The sequence below is a fragment of the Arcicella sp. genome (assembly GCF_964672035.1).
Genome location: NZ_CBABQS010000008.1, coordinates 62,660 through 78,489, shown reverse-complemented (window position 1 = coordinate 78,489; position 15,830 = coordinate 62,660). Strand labels below are relative to the sequence as shown.

17 protein-coding genes are annotated in these 15,830 nt (G+C 35.6%); 12 read left to right on the top strand and 5 right to left on the bottom strand.

Features of this window, described 5'->3' with window-relative positions; translation table 11 throughout:
• Positions 1–23: 23 nt before the first annotated feature.
• Positions 24–2,480 carry a tetratricopeptide repeat protein gene (locus AC1W31_RS03895; protein WP_481733096.1) on the bottom strand — a complete coding sequence of 819 codons (2,457 nt, stop codon included), beginning with the start codon at positions 2,478–2,480 and terminating at the stop codon, positions 24–26.
• A 61-nt stretch (positions 2,481–2,541) separates the two neighbouring features.
• Complete coding sequence (locus AC1W31_RS03890) at positions 2,542–2,967, bottom strand: hotdog fold thioesterase (protein WP_481733095.1); 426 nt, start codon at positions 2,965–2,967, stop codon at positions 2,542–2,544.
• A gap of 136 nt (positions 2,968–3,103) precedes the next feature.
• On the opposite strand from AC1W31_RS03890, the gene AC1W31_RS03885 reads away from it, so the two are divergent.
• The 11 genes from AC1W31_RS03885 to AC1W31_RS03835 all read left to right on the top strand — a co-directional run bounded on the left by AC1W31_RS03885 (position 3,104) and on the right by AC1W31_RS03835 (position 13,053).
• The gene (locus AC1W31_RS03885; protein WP_481733094.1) at positions 3,104–3,760 is read left to right on the top strand and encodes a histidine phosphatase family protein; all 657 of its coding nucleotides are present in this window, start codon (positions 3,104–3,106) and stop codon (positions 3,758–3,760) included.
• Between the two features lie 128 nt (positions 3,761–3,888).
• The gene (locus AC1W31_RS03880) at positions 3,889–4,983 is read left to right on the top strand and encodes a sensor histidine kinase (protein ID WP_481733093.1); all 1,095 of its coding nucleotides are present in this window, start codon (positions 3,889–3,891) and stop codon (positions 4,981–4,983) included.
• A 113-nt stretch (positions 4,984–5,096) separates the two neighbouring features.
• On the top strand, positions 5,097–5,834 hold the full coding sequence (locus tag AC1W31_RS03875; RefSeq protein WP_481733092.1) for a LytR/AlgR family response regulator transcription factor: 738 nt from the start codon (positions 5,097–5,099) through the stop codon (positions 5,832–5,834).
• A 110-nt stretch (positions 5,835–5,944) separates the two neighbouring features.
• Positions 5,945–6,487, top strand: a complete 543-nt coding sequence (locus tag AC1W31_RS03870) for a hypothetical protein (RefSeq protein ID WP_481733091.1) — start codon at positions 5,945–5,947, stop codon at positions 6,485–6,487.
• On the top strand, positions 6,484–7,437 hold the full coding sequence (locus AC1W31_RS03865; protein ID WP_481733090.1) for a hypothetical protein: 954 nt from the start codon (positions 6,484–6,486) through the stop codon (positions 7,435–7,437). The genes AC1W31_RS03870 and AC1W31_RS03865 overlap by 4 nt, the downstream gene beginning before the upstream one ends.
• Positions 7,438–7,541: 104 nt before the next feature.
• Entirely contained in the window at positions 7,542–9,407 is a 1,866-nt protein-coding gene (locus AC1W31_RS03860; RefSeq protein WP_481733089.1) for a carbamoyltransferase family protein, read from the top strand.
• An 8-nt stretch (positions 9,408–9,415) separates the two neighbouring features.
• On the top strand, positions 9,416–10,591 hold the full coding sequence (locus AC1W31_RS03855; protein WP_481733088.1) for a hypothetical protein: 1,176 nt from the start codon (positions 9,416–9,418) through the stop codon (positions 10,589–10,591).
• A 102-nt stretch (positions 10,592–10,693) separates the two neighbouring features.
• Positions 10,694–10,843, top strand: coding sequence for a DUF5989 family protein (locus AC1W31_RS03850; protein ID WP_481733087.1), 150 nt, complete (start codon positions 10,694–10,696; stop codon positions 10,841–10,843).
• 75 nt (positions 10,844–10,918) lie between these two features.
• The gene (locus AC1W31_RS03845) at positions 10,919–11,293 is read left to right on the top strand and encodes an SxtJ family membrane protein (protein ID WP_481733086.1); all 375 of its coding nucleotides are present in this window, start codon (positions 10,919–10,921) and stop codon (positions 11,291–11,293) included.
• A 93-nt stretch (positions 11,294–11,386) separates the two neighbouring features.
• Positions 11,387–12,322, top strand: a complete 936-nt coding sequence (locus AC1W31_RS03840) for a glycosyltransferase (protein WP_481733085.1) — start codon at positions 11,387–11,389, stop codon at positions 12,320–12,322.
• Positions 12,319–13,053, top strand: coding sequence for a glycosyltransferase family 2 protein (locus AC1W31_RS03835; RefSeq protein WP_481733084.1), 735 nt, complete (start codon positions 12,319–12,321; stop codon positions 13,051–13,053). Before AC1W31_RS03840 ends, AC1W31_RS03835 begins: the two co-directional genes overlap by 4 nt.
• A 2-nt stretch (positions 13,054–13,055) precedes the next feature.
• Here AC1W31_RS03835 and AC1W31_RS03830 read toward each other — a convergent pair whose 3' ends face one another.
• Genes AC1W31_RS03830 through AC1W31_RS03820 form a run of 3 tightly spaced genes read right to left on the bottom strand, consistent with a single transcriptional unit; the run spans position 13,056 to position 13,991 of the window.
• Positions 13,056–13,346: a type II toxin-antitoxin system RelE/ParE family toxin gene (locus tag AC1W31_RS03830; RefSeq protein ID WP_481733083.1), complete on the bottom strand. Its 291-nt coding sequence runs from the start codon at positions 13,344–13,346 to the stop codon at positions 13,056–13,058.
• On the bottom strand, positions 13,334–13,513 hold the full coding sequence (locus AC1W31_RS03825) for a hypothetical protein (RefSeq protein WP_481733082.1): 180 nt from the start codon (positions 13,511–13,513) through the stop codon (positions 13,334–13,336). Before AC1W31_RS03825 ends, AC1W31_RS03830 begins: the two co-directional genes overlap by 13 nt.
• A 34-nt stretch (positions 13,514–13,547) precedes the next feature.
• Positions 13,548–13,991: a hypothetical protein gene (locus AC1W31_RS03820; protein ID WP_481733081.1), complete on the bottom strand. Its 444-nt coding sequence runs from the start codon at positions 13,989–13,991 to the stop codon at positions 13,548–13,550.
• An 85-nt stretch (positions 13,992–14,076) separates the two neighbouring features.
• On the opposite strand from AC1W31_RS03820, the gene AC1W31_RS03815 reads away from it, so the two are divergent.
• On the top strand, positions 14,077–15,825 hold the full coding sequence (locus AC1W31_RS03815; protein WP_481733080.1) for a hypothetical protein: 1,749 nt from the start codon (positions 14,077–14,079) through the stop codon (positions 15,823–15,825).
• Positions 15,826–15,830 lie beyond the last annotated feature (5 nt).

The window sequence follows — 15,830 nt, the reverse complement described above, 5'->3', positions numbered from 1 at the left end:
TAATTTAGAACAAACTTACCAATTTACTGAAAACCAGCACCCGCCTTTTCGATGGATTGTAGTTTGGCTTGATAGGTCGGTAGAAAACGCTGATAATCGGTTGGGGATAATTTTTGAAGCATCGCCAAAGCATCAATTGCATAATCTTTCATCCCAATATTTAGGGCTTGAAGAATAAATAATTCATACAATTTTGGTGAATCTTTTCGCCAAGCGATTGCTTTTGAAATGGCATCGTAAGCTTTTGCGGGTTGTTTGTTTTTATTGAATATTTCAACGGCTTTGGCCACTACATTTTCATTTAAAGGATGTTGCTTTAATCCTTGTCCCGTGGGGTCTTTGATATCGCTAATAAAGATGGTTTCTGCTTTCTCTTTTTTCAATAAGGTATTCAATAAAAAGGCGTAATATTTTCCTTTTTTATCGGTAGAATCTCCTAACGACCAAGCTTGAAAATTCTGAAAAGCAATGAGTTTATCGCCCTGATAATAGTCTTGAAGGGCATTGGCAAAAAGTAAATCTTCAGATAATGATTCGTTATCTTCCGATTCGGCTAATCGTCTCAAAGGTAAGGTTTTACCATTCGATTTTTGGTGGATAGATTGGTTATAAATCCAAGCGAAATCTGAAGCATTTAAGATTGAATCTGGCGAGAAGATTCCACCCCAATTTTTCCCTGGGAGTGAGGCCTTTTTGGCCACATTTTTTAGCGCTAACTTATTGGCCTGAAATGAATTATACTTGATATCTTCTGTCGTACTTAACACTTCATCAATGCCTTTTTTTTTCAGATTATTTGCCCAAAAAGCGAATAAATTGCTGGCTGGTACTTCTGGTTTTTTAGCATTTTTGGTTGCCAATTCGTAATAAATTAAGGTTGAATCTGGCAATTTTGATTTGTTGTATAAATAAGCAAGATTATTCTGTAATTCACCCGATTTTGGAAATTTTTGCACCCCTTCTTTTAAGACAAAAATGGCATTAAAAAATTGGTCACCATCCGAAAGCGAACGGCTAAGCCCTTCATAATCAAAGGGTGATGGGTTTTTGGTGGTTGCTTTTCTAAAATATACACCCGCCGTTTCGTTGTCGCCTTGGGTGATGGAAAGTGAGGCTAAAGCATAATTGGTTTTATGATTTCGAGGTTCGTAAGACAGCGCAATTTTGTACTCAATTTCAGCAAATTTATAGTCTTTTGCAGTCGTGTAATAATCGCCCAAAGCATTATAACTGGCGGCTGAAAATTGTTTTGTCGGAAAGAAATCGATGAATAATAGCAAGCCTCCAATCATGATTAATGCCATGATTCTGAACATCCAAATTGGGAAACGAAATGGCTTGAAAACGACTTTATAAACCTCTAATCCATCACGGAAAAGGCTTGAAAAATTTAAAATTATATACACCAAAAACATAATGCCCATGGCCAAATGCGAATAAGTTACGGCATCTTCAAAAACCTCAACCATTGGGTCGTTGCCTGTGGCGAAGGCGAGTCCGCAAGTAGCAAGTGTGATGATGCTCAAACCCACGTAAATAAACGCCCCCGATTCCTCAAAATTCATAATTTCAACGTACAAATTTCTACGACTTCTAAATCCCCAAATGCCTAAAGTTATTGAGATAATTAACAATAAAAAAGGACTTAAATAAATCATGTTCCAATCAATTGTTTTATTGTTGTACAAGAAAATTAATAGCACATTTGCTAAATATATCGTACTGATAATCAAGAAGTTGAGTAATTGTTTTGTGCCTTTTGAGGAAGTGGTGATAATTAAAAAACCATTGATTATTTCATAGGAAATCAAGAAAATAAAACCGATTGAAAGAAGCATCGCTCCCGAAGTTCGATAACTTGAAAGTAGTAAAAATGGGGTATTTATTTTGGAAAAATGATGAATTAATATTCCTACTATAACTGTAATAAAAAAGAAGGTAAAAAAACGTTTGAGAATGTCAATATCTGGGCGAAAAGCGTGGAAGAAATAGCTCGTTCCGATGTATAAAATGATGGCTGCGATGTTGATATAATTATCGGAAAGGTTAAACACTAAACCCACATTGAAGGTAACAATCAATAGAATTACCGACCCTATAAATATCAAATACCAAAAGCGTACAAGCGCCGAAAGAGCGGATAAAATTAGGATAAATCCGGTCATAAAAAGCCCCAAAAACAGATAATTCCCGAGCGCATTGACAGCCATCGGAGAGGCAACAAATTGTTCAGTAATGATGAAAGTTTTGGAAGGAATACTGAGCGTTTCATGGCCCACTTTAAATTGGTCGAGAACAATAGGAACTTCGCCCAATTCACTGAGAACATCCCAATGAATTACGTTTTCTAATCCTTTGAAATAGGCTAATCCAAAGATTATCAGAGAGATAAAAAGAGTAAGTATTGAAAATAAATAAAGAAATTTCGTGGGTTTTTGGAAATTGTTCCAGAATTGCAATGGTGAATTATTTTTAGTCATTAGTTGCGTAATATGTTTCGTTTCTAAAATTACGCTGATTTTGTTGATTTAGTATATTTTTTCATGAGCGTTGCTCAATAATTGCGGTAGTCAATCGACTCACACAAACCAAATCTCCCGCTTCATTCGTAATTTTTATGTCCCAAATGTGCATCGTTCTGCCCACCTTCAAGGCCGTACATTTTGCATAAACATAGCCTTCTCGGGCTGATTTTAAATGATTTGCATTGATTTCCACGCCAACTGCTGCTTGTTTTTCTGGATTTTCTAAGGATAACCACGAGGCAATGCTTCCCAAAGATTCCGCCAAAGCCACCGATGCTCCACCGTGCAGAAGTCCCATTGGTTGCTTGGTGCGATGGTCAACTGGCATTTTCGCACAGATATATTCGGGTGTAACTTCGGTAAATTCTATCCCCAAATGTTCGACCATATTACCAATACTCATACTATTTAATTTTTCAAGCGATATTGAAGTATTTATCATATTATTGTAATTATGTGACTGATTCTTAACCGTTAAATAAAAAAGCGAGAATGTTTGTTAAAAGCATCTTTCTCAAAGCTAAATTCTGATTAAAATGCCGTACTTTTGCGGATATTTTGCAATTAATTGATAATCAATGTCTGAACAACGTCCACAAAACCCAACCACAAAAACAGTTTATTTGATACGCCACGGAGAAACTGCCTTCAACCGTCAAGGTGTAGTGCAAGGAAGTGGCGTAGATTCTGACCTCAATGAGTTAGGACAAGCGCAAGCCGAGGCTTTTTTTCAACATTATCAACACATTCCTTTCGACAAAGTTTATACATCTGGTTTGAAAAGAACGCATCAATCGGTAAATAAATTTTTAGCGAAGAATCTTCCTTGGGAACAACACATAGGTCTGAACGAAATTAGTTGGGGCGTGCGTGAAGGAAAAATTCCCAACAATCGAGATAATGAATATTATAAAGTGTTGATTGACAGTTGGATAGCCGGCGAAACTGATATGCCATCGGAAGGAGGCGAAAGTCCTGCTGATGTAATTGCCCGTCAAAAACCCGTCATTGACTTAATCCTTAGTCGCCCCGAAGAAGAAACTATATTGATTGCCATGCACGGACGAGCCATCCGTATTCTCCTCACTTTGCTCCTCGAACGCCCATTGAATGAAATGGATACTTTCGACCACGCTAATTTGTGTTTGTATAAACTTATTTATGAGTATGAAACTCAAAAATTTAGTGTTGAAATAGCCTGTGATATTACGCATTTAGCGGGAGTTTCTGAATAATTTGTTTGCCAAAGCCTTTCAAAATCGTCCGTTTATCCACACAACTTTCCGTTTACTTAATTTTTCCCACGTTTCCCATCGGATTGCGTTAAATTGTTGTTGTGTAAGAGAAACAGAACAGATATTTTATGTCAAGAATTAAATTATATTGGATACTACAAATCTTTGGTTGGTCGGCTTGGCTTGCTAACGAAGTAGTGTTGTACATCAATACCTACAATTTGTCTTTTGAATGGTTTACTTCTGCGGTTTTAAATATTTTTATCGCCATTGTTTTAACCCATAATTTTAGAAAAGTAATTAAAAAATACGATTGGATAGAAATTTCGATTGAAAGAGTAATTCCTCGTATTTTATTGGCGGTTAGTGCCATGTCAATTTTTATGGCATTGTTTAACATTCCGATTGATACCTATATTTTAAGGGAGCATGAAAAAGCTGATTTTTGGTCTTTTTTCTTCATTCTTCAGTATATTTTCTATTGGGCAAAACCTTTAACAATCTGGACACTTTTCTACTACGCTTCTCATTATTTTGAAAGAAAATCGGAAGTTGAAGTGGATAAAATTCGCTTGGAATCGTCGGTAAAAGAGACAGAATCGAAGGTTTTGAGAGCCCAAATGAATCCGCACTTTATGTTTAATGCCCTTAATAGTATTCGGGCATTAATCCTTGAAGACCCCGACAAAGCCCAAAAAGCAGTTACGCAATTATCCAATATCTTACGGAGTTCTTTATTAGCAGATAGACGCAGAACGGTTTCGCTTTCGGAAGAAATGAGAACGGTAGACGATTATTTAGCCCTTGAAAAAATCCGTTACGAAGAACGTTTGCAGATTCGTAAAAATATTTATCCCGAAACTTTAACCGTCCAAGTTCCGCCGATGTTGTTGCAAACTTTGGTTGAAAATGCGATTAAACACGGGGTTTCAAAACCCGTAAAAGGGGGCTTTGTGAGCATAGAATCGAAGGTTGCAGGTAAAAATTTATTGATTATTATCAGTAATACTGGCACGTTGGAAACGACTGATTCGGGTGGATTTGGCTTAGAAAATACCGCTCACCGATTGGAATTATTGTTTGGGCCAGAATCGAAATTTAGAATTTTTCAGGCTTCAAAAGAGGTAGTAACCGCTGAGATTATTATTCCAATACCACAAATTGAACCAGAGAAAGATAGCCCTTTAACGAAGATAACTAACCTGGTGAAAGCGGGGTATTAGTTATTGAGACTGGTTATTAGGGATTAGGTTTTTAGACATGCTAACCCCGATTTGAAATCGGGGTTAGCAACAGTTAGCAACACAAACAACGAAATTACCAATAAACAAAAAATATGAAAGCTCTAATCGTAGATGATGAACGTTTAGCAAGAAATGAACTGAAACGCTTGCTCGAAAATTTTCCCAAAATTAATATTGTGGGCGAAGCCGCCAATGCTGATGAAGCAGTAATTTTGATTGATCAGTTGCATCCTGACCTCCTTTTTCTGGATATTCAAATGCCAGGGAAAACGGGTTTCGACCTCCTGACCGACCTCGAAGGCTACGTTCCAGAAGTCATTTTTACGACTGCCTACGATGAATATGCGATTAAAGCTTTTGAATTTAATGCGCTGGATTATCTACTGAAACCCATCGAATTACACCGACTTTCGGAAGCCGTTCAGAAGGTTGAGGAGGAATTTGACCGCCAAAAACAACTCACCGAAACCAATAAAGAAAACACCACAATTCTTTCTGAAAATGATCAAGTTTTTGTGAAAGATGGTGAAAAATGTTGGTTCGTAAGATTAGGAAATGTGCGTCTATTTGAATCTATGGGCAATTATGTTCGTTTGTATTTCGACGACCAAAAACCATTGGTTCTCAAATCTTTGAATGCTTTAGAAGATAGATTGGATTCAAAAATATTCTTTCGTGCCAACCGTAAGCACATCATTAATTTGAAATATATTCAGAAAATTGAGCCGTGGTTTTCGGGAGGATTGCAAGTAACCTTAAAAGAAAGTGGCGATAAAATTGAGATTTCACGCCGCCAAGCCATTCGATTTAAAGAATTGTTGAGTTTATAGAAAAAATAAATGTAAAAAGGGCTTTAACGATGGTTGAAGCCCTTTTTATGTAAAAACTAAAACAACATCAGAAATAGTACTTAATTTTACATAAAAATAAGATTTTATACATGAAAAAAATAATCAGTTTATTGATATTTTGTGCTTTATTAAGTGCTTGTAACGAAGAAGTAAAAGAAAATCAAACAAATAAATATTTTGATTTAAAGGGTTTGATAGAACGTCAAATTAAAACCCTAAATAAGCAAAAACCAGTTGTTCAAAAAACAATTTTAATGTCAGAAAATTCTGAAAACCAAGTAGTTAAAACCATTGATTGGGCGAAGGAATTAGAATTATTCATCCAAGCAGATTTGAATAAACCAGCTTTTATTCAAAGTTATCAAGTGGATAGTTCATCAACGAGCGTAAAATATACCTTGAAAGAAACGGAAAATTTGCCCGTTAAATATTTGAATATCACCAAAGTAGGAGCGGATAGAATCAATATTGAGGCTTTAGTGAATAACGAAAACTATTTATACGAAACCGAAAGGCACTTAACGTTATCTTTGAAAAATAATCAAGTAACTCATTATCAGATAGGTGGATTTCAGAAAATTGTTTTTGGAGACAAGAAAAATTTTAAAATTAATGGCGTAATCAAACGATGATTTTGAAATTTTCAAAGAAAATATTTTTCCTGTTTATGTTGTTGACTATCAGTCTATATGCTTTCGCTTATATGGTTGATACAGGCTTGCGAAAATCCCGCAATGCGTATTTTGCTTCTTGGAATGATTTGTATAATTCCAAGATTAGTGCCGACCTGCTAATTATGGGGTCTTCACGGGCAGAATTCCATATTTCTCCTAAAATATTAGATTCATTACTGGTTTTAAATTCCTACAATTTAGGGCTTTCTGCATGGCATTTTGATATGCAATACGCCCGTTTTAGGATGTATTTACAGCACAATCGGAAGCCAAAATATATTATCCATAATGTTGATGTTTATGGTTTTTCAAAACGAGCAGATGTAGCAGATTATCCTCAGTTTTTGCCCTATATTCAAGATACCATTCTTCAAAATGTTACGCATCATCATAAAGGTGAATTTGATATTTACCAACAAAATATTCCCTTATTTAAGTATAAAAACCAACAAAAATTAGCTTTTGAAGGCTTTTTTTGTTTTATGGGCTTTTCAAATTTGTACGATACTACTTCAAAATATAAAGGATATCGAGGCAATGATTATGCTTGGAATAAAGACTTTGAAAGTTTTAAAAAACGTTTTCCCAAAGGAGCGAAATATAGATTTGATAAGGAAGTAAAACGTCAATTTGAGGAATATTTAGCTTTTTGTCAACGGGAGAAAATTAAAGTTATTTTGGTGTACGCTCCTGAATATTACGAAGTTCAGCCATATTATAAAAACAAAAGTGAATTAATTAATTTATGTCAAGAATCTGTTAAAAAATATAAGTGCCATTTTTTAGATTATTCCAATAATCCACTTTGTTATAATCGCACTAATTTTTATAATTCTCAACATTTGAACCGAAAAGGAGCAGAATTATTTTCTTTGGATTTAGGAAAAAAAGTAAAAACTTTATTCTGAAGACCATTTCCATTCAGTAAATTTAACTTTTTGATGAGCTTACAAGATTGGCTTTTACGTCAATCTATCGTACTTTTGTCTTTTATTACCCATAAAACTATTTCATGAATATATTAGGGATTTCAGCATTTTATCACGATTCGGCGGCAACCATTACACAAAATGGAGAAATTATTGCTGCCGCTCAAGAGGAACGCTTCACACGAATCAAACACGACCCCGCTTTTCCAACAAAAGCCATTGAATATTGCTTATTGGAATCGGGATTAACCTTAGATAAATTAGACGCAATCGTTTTTTATGACAAACCGCTCTTGAAATTTGAGCGTTTGTTGGAAACTTATTACGCATTTTCACCCAGTGGACTTCGTTCGTTTTTAACCGCAATTCCTGTGTGGTTGAAAGAAAAAATGTTCTTGAAAAGAATGTTGTACGAAGAACTCTTCAAAATCGGTGAATTCGATAAGAAAAAAGTAAGATTACTCTTTCCCGAACATCACCTCTCACACGCCGCCAGTGCTTATTATCCTTCTCCTTTTGAAGAATCAGCCGTGCTTACCATCGATGGTGTTGGCGAGTGGGCAACTGCCTCAATTTGTCACGGCAAAGGAAAAGATATGACCATTTTGAAGGAATTGCAGTTTCCACATTCATTAGGTTTATTGTATTCTGCTATTACTTATTTTGCGGGATTCAAGGTGAATTCGGGAGAATATAAACTGATGGGACTTGCCCCTTATGGCGACCCAAGTTCAGAAAGAACACTTCGTTATGCGGATATTATTCGTACCAAACTCATTGATATTCAACCTGATGGCTCAATTTGGTTGAACCAAGATTACTTTGATTACGCTACGGGTTTACGAATGGTGAAAGATAAAAAATGGGAAGAACTTTTCGGTTTTGCCCGTCGTGAATCTGAAACAAATTTGCAACCTGAGCACTGTGATTTTGCCTTGGCGGCTCAAATCGTTACCGAAGAAATCGTTATCTTGATGGCAAAAGAAGCCAAACGTTTAACGGGTTCCGATAACATTTGTTTGGCGGGTGGTGTAGCCCTCAACTGTGTGGCAAATGGAAAATTACAAAACGCCAAGATTTTCAAAAACGTTTATATTCAACCAGCCGCAGGAGATGCTGGTGGCGCTTTGGGTGCTGCTTTAGTGGGTGAATATATTTACTTCGGACAAGAACGAAAGGTTGATCCCAATGCCATAGATTCAATGAAAGGCTCGTATTTAGGGCCAGAATTTTCAGATGTAGATACCCGTTTGATGTCGAAAAGATACAATGCAGTTTATACCCATTACGAAAATTTTGAGCAATTAGCCGCAAAAACCGCTACTGCTTTGGCAGACGGAAATGTGGTAGGTTGGTTTCAAGGACGTATGGAATTTGGCCCTCGGGCTTTGGGCGGACGTAGCATTTTGGGAGATGCTCGTAACGAAGAAATGCAGAAGAAGTTGAATCTCAAAATCAAATATCGGGAAGGATTTCGTCCTTTTGCGCCTTCAGTTTTAGCGGAAGATGCAACGGAATATTTTGAGTTGGAAGGCAAATCACCGTATATGTTGTTGGTTCATAACGTTCAAGAAAAACGTAGAAAACAATTGCCAGATAATTACCGTTCCTTGCCTTTGATGGAGAAATTATACTACCTCCGTTCGGATTTGCCTTCTATTACACACATCGACTTTTCGGCTCGTATTCAAACGGTTCATAAAGAAACAAATCCAAGATATTGGACTTTAATTGACCAGTTTAAGCAACAAACGGGTTATGGTTTGGTCGTAAATACCAGTTTCAACGTGCGTGGCGAGCCCATCGTATGCACACCCGAAGATGCTTATAAGTGTCTTATGCGTACGGAAATGGACTTTTTGGTCATTGGTAATTTTATTTTCGATAAAAAAGACCAGCCCGAATGGACAGAAAAAGACGATTGGAAAGAAGAGTTTAAATTAGATTAAAAATGAATATGTTTCGCATCATTTTTTGGTTATTATTCTTGTGCGTTCTTGGTTTTACAGGATTGCTAACACTTGATTTTTTGAAAGGTGATAGTAATGGAATAGTGGCAGGAATTAATTTTATACCGCTTGCCAAATATTCGTTTTATCTATTTTTGGCTTATTCTTTTTGGTATGCTTTCAAACATAAAATTGGTTGGTTGCAAAATATATTGATGCCAAGTTTGATGCTCGTTTTGACCATCCTATTCTTGGAATGGATCTGTGGCGTGATGTTGAAAAGTCAAGCTCATAATGCACCCAAAATTGAAGGCCCTACGCATTCGATGATGTTTGACAAGGATTTAGGTTATAAACCAAAGCCCGATACTTCTCATACAGGAACCCGTACTAAAGATGGAAAAATTATTTATAGCATCAAGTATTCGACGGATGCCAATAGCCTGAGGGTTACGCCTTTAGATACTTCAAGAACTCGAACAAAATATGCACAATTTTATGGCTGTTCGATGACTTTTGGAGAAGGAGTTCAAAGTAATGAGACGATGCCTTACTATTTTGGGAAATATGACAGCAATTTCAGACCCTATAATTTTGCGTACAGCGGCTATGGACCACACCAAATGTTGGCACGTTTAGAAATTAAAAATGTTAAGAAAATCGTTAAGGAAAATACGGGCGTTGGGTTTTATATTTACATCAACGACCACGTGAATCGAGTGCTTGGTACGATGACAAATTATAGTTACAATGGCGGTCAGGCTCCTTATTTTCATGAGGTAAATAATCAATTGAAACACGATGGATTATTCAAAGATGGTCGGAAAGTAAGAAGTTGGATTTTTGAGCAATTATTAAAAAGTAATATTCTTAAACTATTCAAAATTGGCTATCCATTCAAAATTACTGAACAGGATTACGAACTAACTGCCGAAGTAATGGCGGAGGCTTCCAGAGATTATAAAAAGCAGTTTAAGAATGATAATTTCTATGTAATCATCTATCCAACAACGATAGATAGTTCGCTGATAATCAATCTGTTAAAACAAAAAGGAGTAAAGGTTTTAGATTATTCAAAACTATTTAATCCACTCGAAAAAGGATACGCTATTCCGTTTGATGAACATCCAACGGCATTGGCAAATGAGATTTTAATTCAACAATTAGTAAAAGATATTAACTGAATTTGAAAATTTAAAAATGAGGTAATTTGAAAATAAAAGAGAAAAACTCTACCTTCAAATTAACCAATTATCAAATCTTCAAATTATCAAATTAACATAATCATGGACTTTCTAACAGACCTTTTTAATTTTTTGAAAGAGCGTAAAAAATGGTGGCTCTTACCCGTAATTTTTGTGTTATTATTAATTGGTATCCTCATCGTTATCGGTGGAGGTTCGGCCATTGCTCCATTTATTTATACATTATTTTAGCTTTAAGTTATGAGTATTTAGCTTTGAGAAAATACTCTTAGCTCATTACTCGCAACTCACGGCTCATATCAAACGATGAAAAGAGAAAAAACGATTGAAACCATGCTCGTCATTACGGTGGGAATGTTGGTATTATATTTTGTGTTTAGACAAAAAACTTGGGGGAATTATTTCCTAACAGCCTCCTTGATTATGGGATTGATTGGCGTATTTTCCAATTTTTTGAGCGAACAAGTTGCATGGGTTTGGGGAAAAATTGCGCATATTTTAGGTACTTTTAATTCTTACGTATTGTTGTCGGTTGTATTTTTTATATTTCTAACGCCTGTGGCTTTTTTATATAAATTGACTCGTAAAGATACTTTGAAGTTGAAAGCTCAGAAAAACGGTACCGTTTACGAAGAACGTAATCATTTATACGTGGCAAAAGACTTAGAGAATGTCTGGTAAATCACAGGTTTTAGAGATTAGCGGTTAGGTTTTAGACTCATGAATGCTAAGGTTGCTAACATCTAATACCAAACGCCTAATACCTAAATTACAATGATAAAAATTTTAATACCTCTTTATAATGACTGGGACGCACTTGAACTACTTTTGCTTGAAATCAAAAAGGGCGTTTCGGTCGAATTATTCTCTAAACTTTCCTTTGTCATTGTTGATGATTGTTCATCAATTCCTTGTGATATTCAACGATTTTCTGGATATAATTTATCAATAATTAGACTTTGGCGTAATGTGAGTCACCAAAAAGCAATTGCTTTAGGGCTTTCTTATTTAACGCAAGAAGCTGATTTTGAGAAAGTTATCGTAATGGATTCTGATGGTGAAGATAAACCTTCGGATATTCAAGCACTTTATGAAGCTTCTCTTCAACAACCCGATAAAATCATTTTTGCCCAACGTGCCAAACGTAGCGAAGGATTAGTTTTTAGAATTGGATATTCCATCTACAAATTACTTTTTGGGTTATTGACGGGCAAAGTAATCGAATTTGGCAATTTTAGTATTTTACCTTTCCGCCAAGCCAAAAAAATAGCCTACGTTTCTGAAATTTGGAATCATTTTCCAGGAGGAATTATTCGGTCGAAACTGCCTTATTCATCCATTCCAATTGAGCGTGGCGTACGATTAGCGGGTAAATCAAAAATGAACTTTGTATCCTTGATTTTGCATGGTTTAAGTGCTGTTTCGGTGCATCTTGATACGGTTGCCGTGAGAATTTTGATTGGCTCTTTATTGATGACTGCCGTTGCTGGAGTAGGCGCTATTATTGTGATGATTATCAAGCTATTATCTCCCGAAAATGCATCGCCAGGTTGGGCCACAACCCTTGTTACCGCCTCCATCATCATCATTTTACAAGCCCTTTTAAGTTCGTTATTTCTTATCTTTACGGTCTTGAATTATCGTACTCAAAAGCATTTTATACCTGCAAAAGAATATTCTGATTTTATTGAAAAAGTAGAAACTATATGAAACTAAGCGTTGTAATTCCTGCCTATAACGAAGAAGAATCGCTTCCCGAAACGTTACGTTCATTGTACGAAACACTGGTCAAAAATCAAATTGACCATGAAATTTGTGTGACCAACGATAACTCAAAAGACAATACCGAACAGGTCTTGAAGGATTTGCAGAAAGAAATTCCGACCTTAGTTTATTTTACCAATAATGGTCCAAATGGATTTGGATACGCTATCAGGTACGGATTAGAGCGTTTTACAGGTGATTGTGTGGCAGTAATGATGGCCGATATGTCGGATTCACCCGAGGATTTAGTGAAGTATTATAGAACGATGCTTGAATACGATGTTGATGCTGTTTTTGGCAGTAGATTCATTAAAGGCGGGGCAGTTTATGATTATCCCAAAGTGAAATTATTCATTAACAGAGTGTCTAATTTTGTGGTAAAAATACTGACCGGTATCAAAACAAACGATACGACTAATGCCTTTAAATTGTATAAAAGAGAAACCATCGAAGGCATAAAGCCTTTCATGTCGGCACACTTTAACTTGACCGTTGAATTGCCTTTAAAAGCGTTCGTGCGGGGATATTCTTATACGGTTGTACCCAATACTTGGCAAAACAGAAAGTATGGAAAATCAAATTTGAAGATAAAGGAAATGGGAAGCCGTTACTTGTTTATTTTGTTGTATTGCCTGATTGAAAAATCGTTTTCGAGAGGGGATTACATGAAGAAATAGATTTATAGAACAATATTTCTCGCACTATGATAAACTGCAAGGATTTCAATTCTAAATTCAGATTTAATTTCATAGAAAATTCGATAATTTCCTTCAATAATTTCTCTTAATGAGTCATCATAACCTGCTTCTGGAATCATTCTTCCAGAACGTGGATATTCCATCAATTTTTTCTCAATTTTAAAAAAATTATCTACCAGAATTTGAGCATAGAATACTGAATCTTGTGAAATGTATTCAGCTATTTCATTGATATTTAATAAAGATGTTTCAGTCCAAACTATCTCAACCATTTCGCTAATTTTTGTTTTGCTTGTGTAGTAGTGTAAACTTTACCTTCTTGAACATTTTTTCTTCCCTGTTCAATTTTTTGTAAGATTATAAGTTTTTCCATCAATTCATCAATGCCAAATTCTTCAGGCATAGTTTGTAAAGTAGATGTTAATTGATATTTTGTCATGGCGATTTATTTTTTGTAAAAATAAGCATTTTTATCACATAAACAAATGCCGTAATTCAGAAATTTGGAAGAATGCAAATGTTAAAACTACGCCCCAAAATACAGCAAAAACGAGCATTGAAAATAGAATTTTAGGAATGGGAACTTTGAATGAAAGTGCTAACAAAGTTCCTCCGATTGGTGTAAAGAGTAAGGGCGTAAAACACGCAATACCCCAAACACCCAATCTAAGCCAGATTTTAACGGCAAATCTACTTCTTTTTGAAAATAATTTTGGTTCTGTTTTGCGATATTTCTTAATTAAAATTCTCGCTTCTAAACCCAATAGGCATACTAATCCTACCATAGTCATCATCCCAATAATTGAGCATAAGGCGGTTTCAATCCACGTTAAATCGAGGATAATACCTGCGATTGGACCATTAAAAAATTTAAGAGCAGTTAAAGCAATTACTGTAAAATATTTACCGAATGGCATGATTTTGGGGTTGTGGTAGCTAAATAATTATTATCTTGCGGAGGTATTAGTCGCAGGGGTATCAGCCCATACTTTTCTTAAAATTATGTTAAAAAAACTACTTTTCCTCACTTTATATATTTGTATTTCAATAATTTACTGCTCCCAAGCTCAAAGTACATTTGCTCCTTTGAATGAAGATTATTATCATCTTATTGACCGCTATGAAATAAAACGTGGAAAGTTCTCAGAAGGTTTCCATACCACTGTTAAGCCTTATACTCGCAGAGGCATTATTCAGTTGGTAGATAGCGTCTGGAAGGATTATTCAATTGATTTATCCAATCGGGATAAATTTAATCTTGCCTATTTACAAAATGATAGCTGGGAGTGGGCAAAACCCGATTCCATTGGCAAGAGTCGAAAACCAATTTGGAATACTTTTTATGCCAGAAAAGCAGATGCTTATTCAAGTGCTCACGAGGATTTAGACATTCATATAAATCCGGTAATAAATTTTGAAATTGGTTCTTTTGAAGGAAGCGATGGCAAACGCAACGTTTCGCTCAATACGAGAGGAATCGAAATCAGAGGAATGATTAACCGAAAGGTGAGCTTTTATACTTTTATAACCGATAATCAAGCTTTAATCCCTGATTACGTCAAAGATTTTACGGATAATTATAACCAAAATGAACAACGAAAGGCAGGTATTAGATTGCCAGGAATGCCAGGGGAAGGGTTGGTAAAAGAATTTAAAAATGACCCCAATAGTGCAGATTTTTTCTCGGCGAGGGCGTATATTACCTTTCAGGTTACTAAAAATATTCAGTTCCAATTTGGGCATGACAAGAATATTATTGGTAATGGTTTTCGGTCAATGATTCTGTCGGACAATGCCGCCCCTTATTTATTCTTGAAACTGAATACAACCATAGGTATATTTCAGTACCAAAATCTATTCACACAGTTGGTGTACACAGGTTTTAAACCAAACGACCAAATTTTTCCAAGAAAATATATGACTATGCACCATTTGAGTGTGAATATATCGAAGAAATTGAACATTGGTTTTACAGAAAGTGTTATTTTTCAACGAGACAGTACTACAGGAAGTGGATTCGATTTGAATTACCTTAATCCAGTAATATTTTACCGATTTGTTGAAAGTTTTCAGGGAAGTGCCGACAATACTTTTATTGGAATAGATTTTAAGTGGAATTTTGCCAAGAAATTCTCGTTCTACGGACAGTTTATGTTAGATGAATTTAACTCCAAAGAATTTTTTAAAAGTACGGGATTTTGGGCAAATAAATATGGCGTACAAGCAGGTTTGAAGTATATCGACGTTCTGGGAATTAATAATTTGGATTATCAAGTGGAATGGAATACGGCTCGCCCCTATACGTATAGCCATTATGATGATGCCAACTATACGCATTATAACCAAGCATTAGCACATCCATTAGGTGCAAATTTTGAAGAATGGACGCACATTGTGCGTTGGCAACCCATCAATAGATTACAACTAACAGGACGTGTAATTTACGCCAATTTTGGTGAAGATAGAATCCTTACTGAAAATTGGGGAGGTAACATTTTGAAAAGCTACGATACCAAAAGTAGGAAAGTGCTGTATAATGACCTCTACGGCAATTATACAGGACAGGGGAGGAGCACAGTAACAACGATTTTAGATTTTAGGGCTTCTTATCAAATCAAACACAATCTCTTCGTCGAAGCTCATTATATGCAGAGGAAGTACGATAGTGCGGTTGGTAAATTAGATTATACCAATACTGTTTCATCCTTTGGAATACGCTGGAATGTAGCGGCGAGACAAATGTTTTTTTAAGAGAA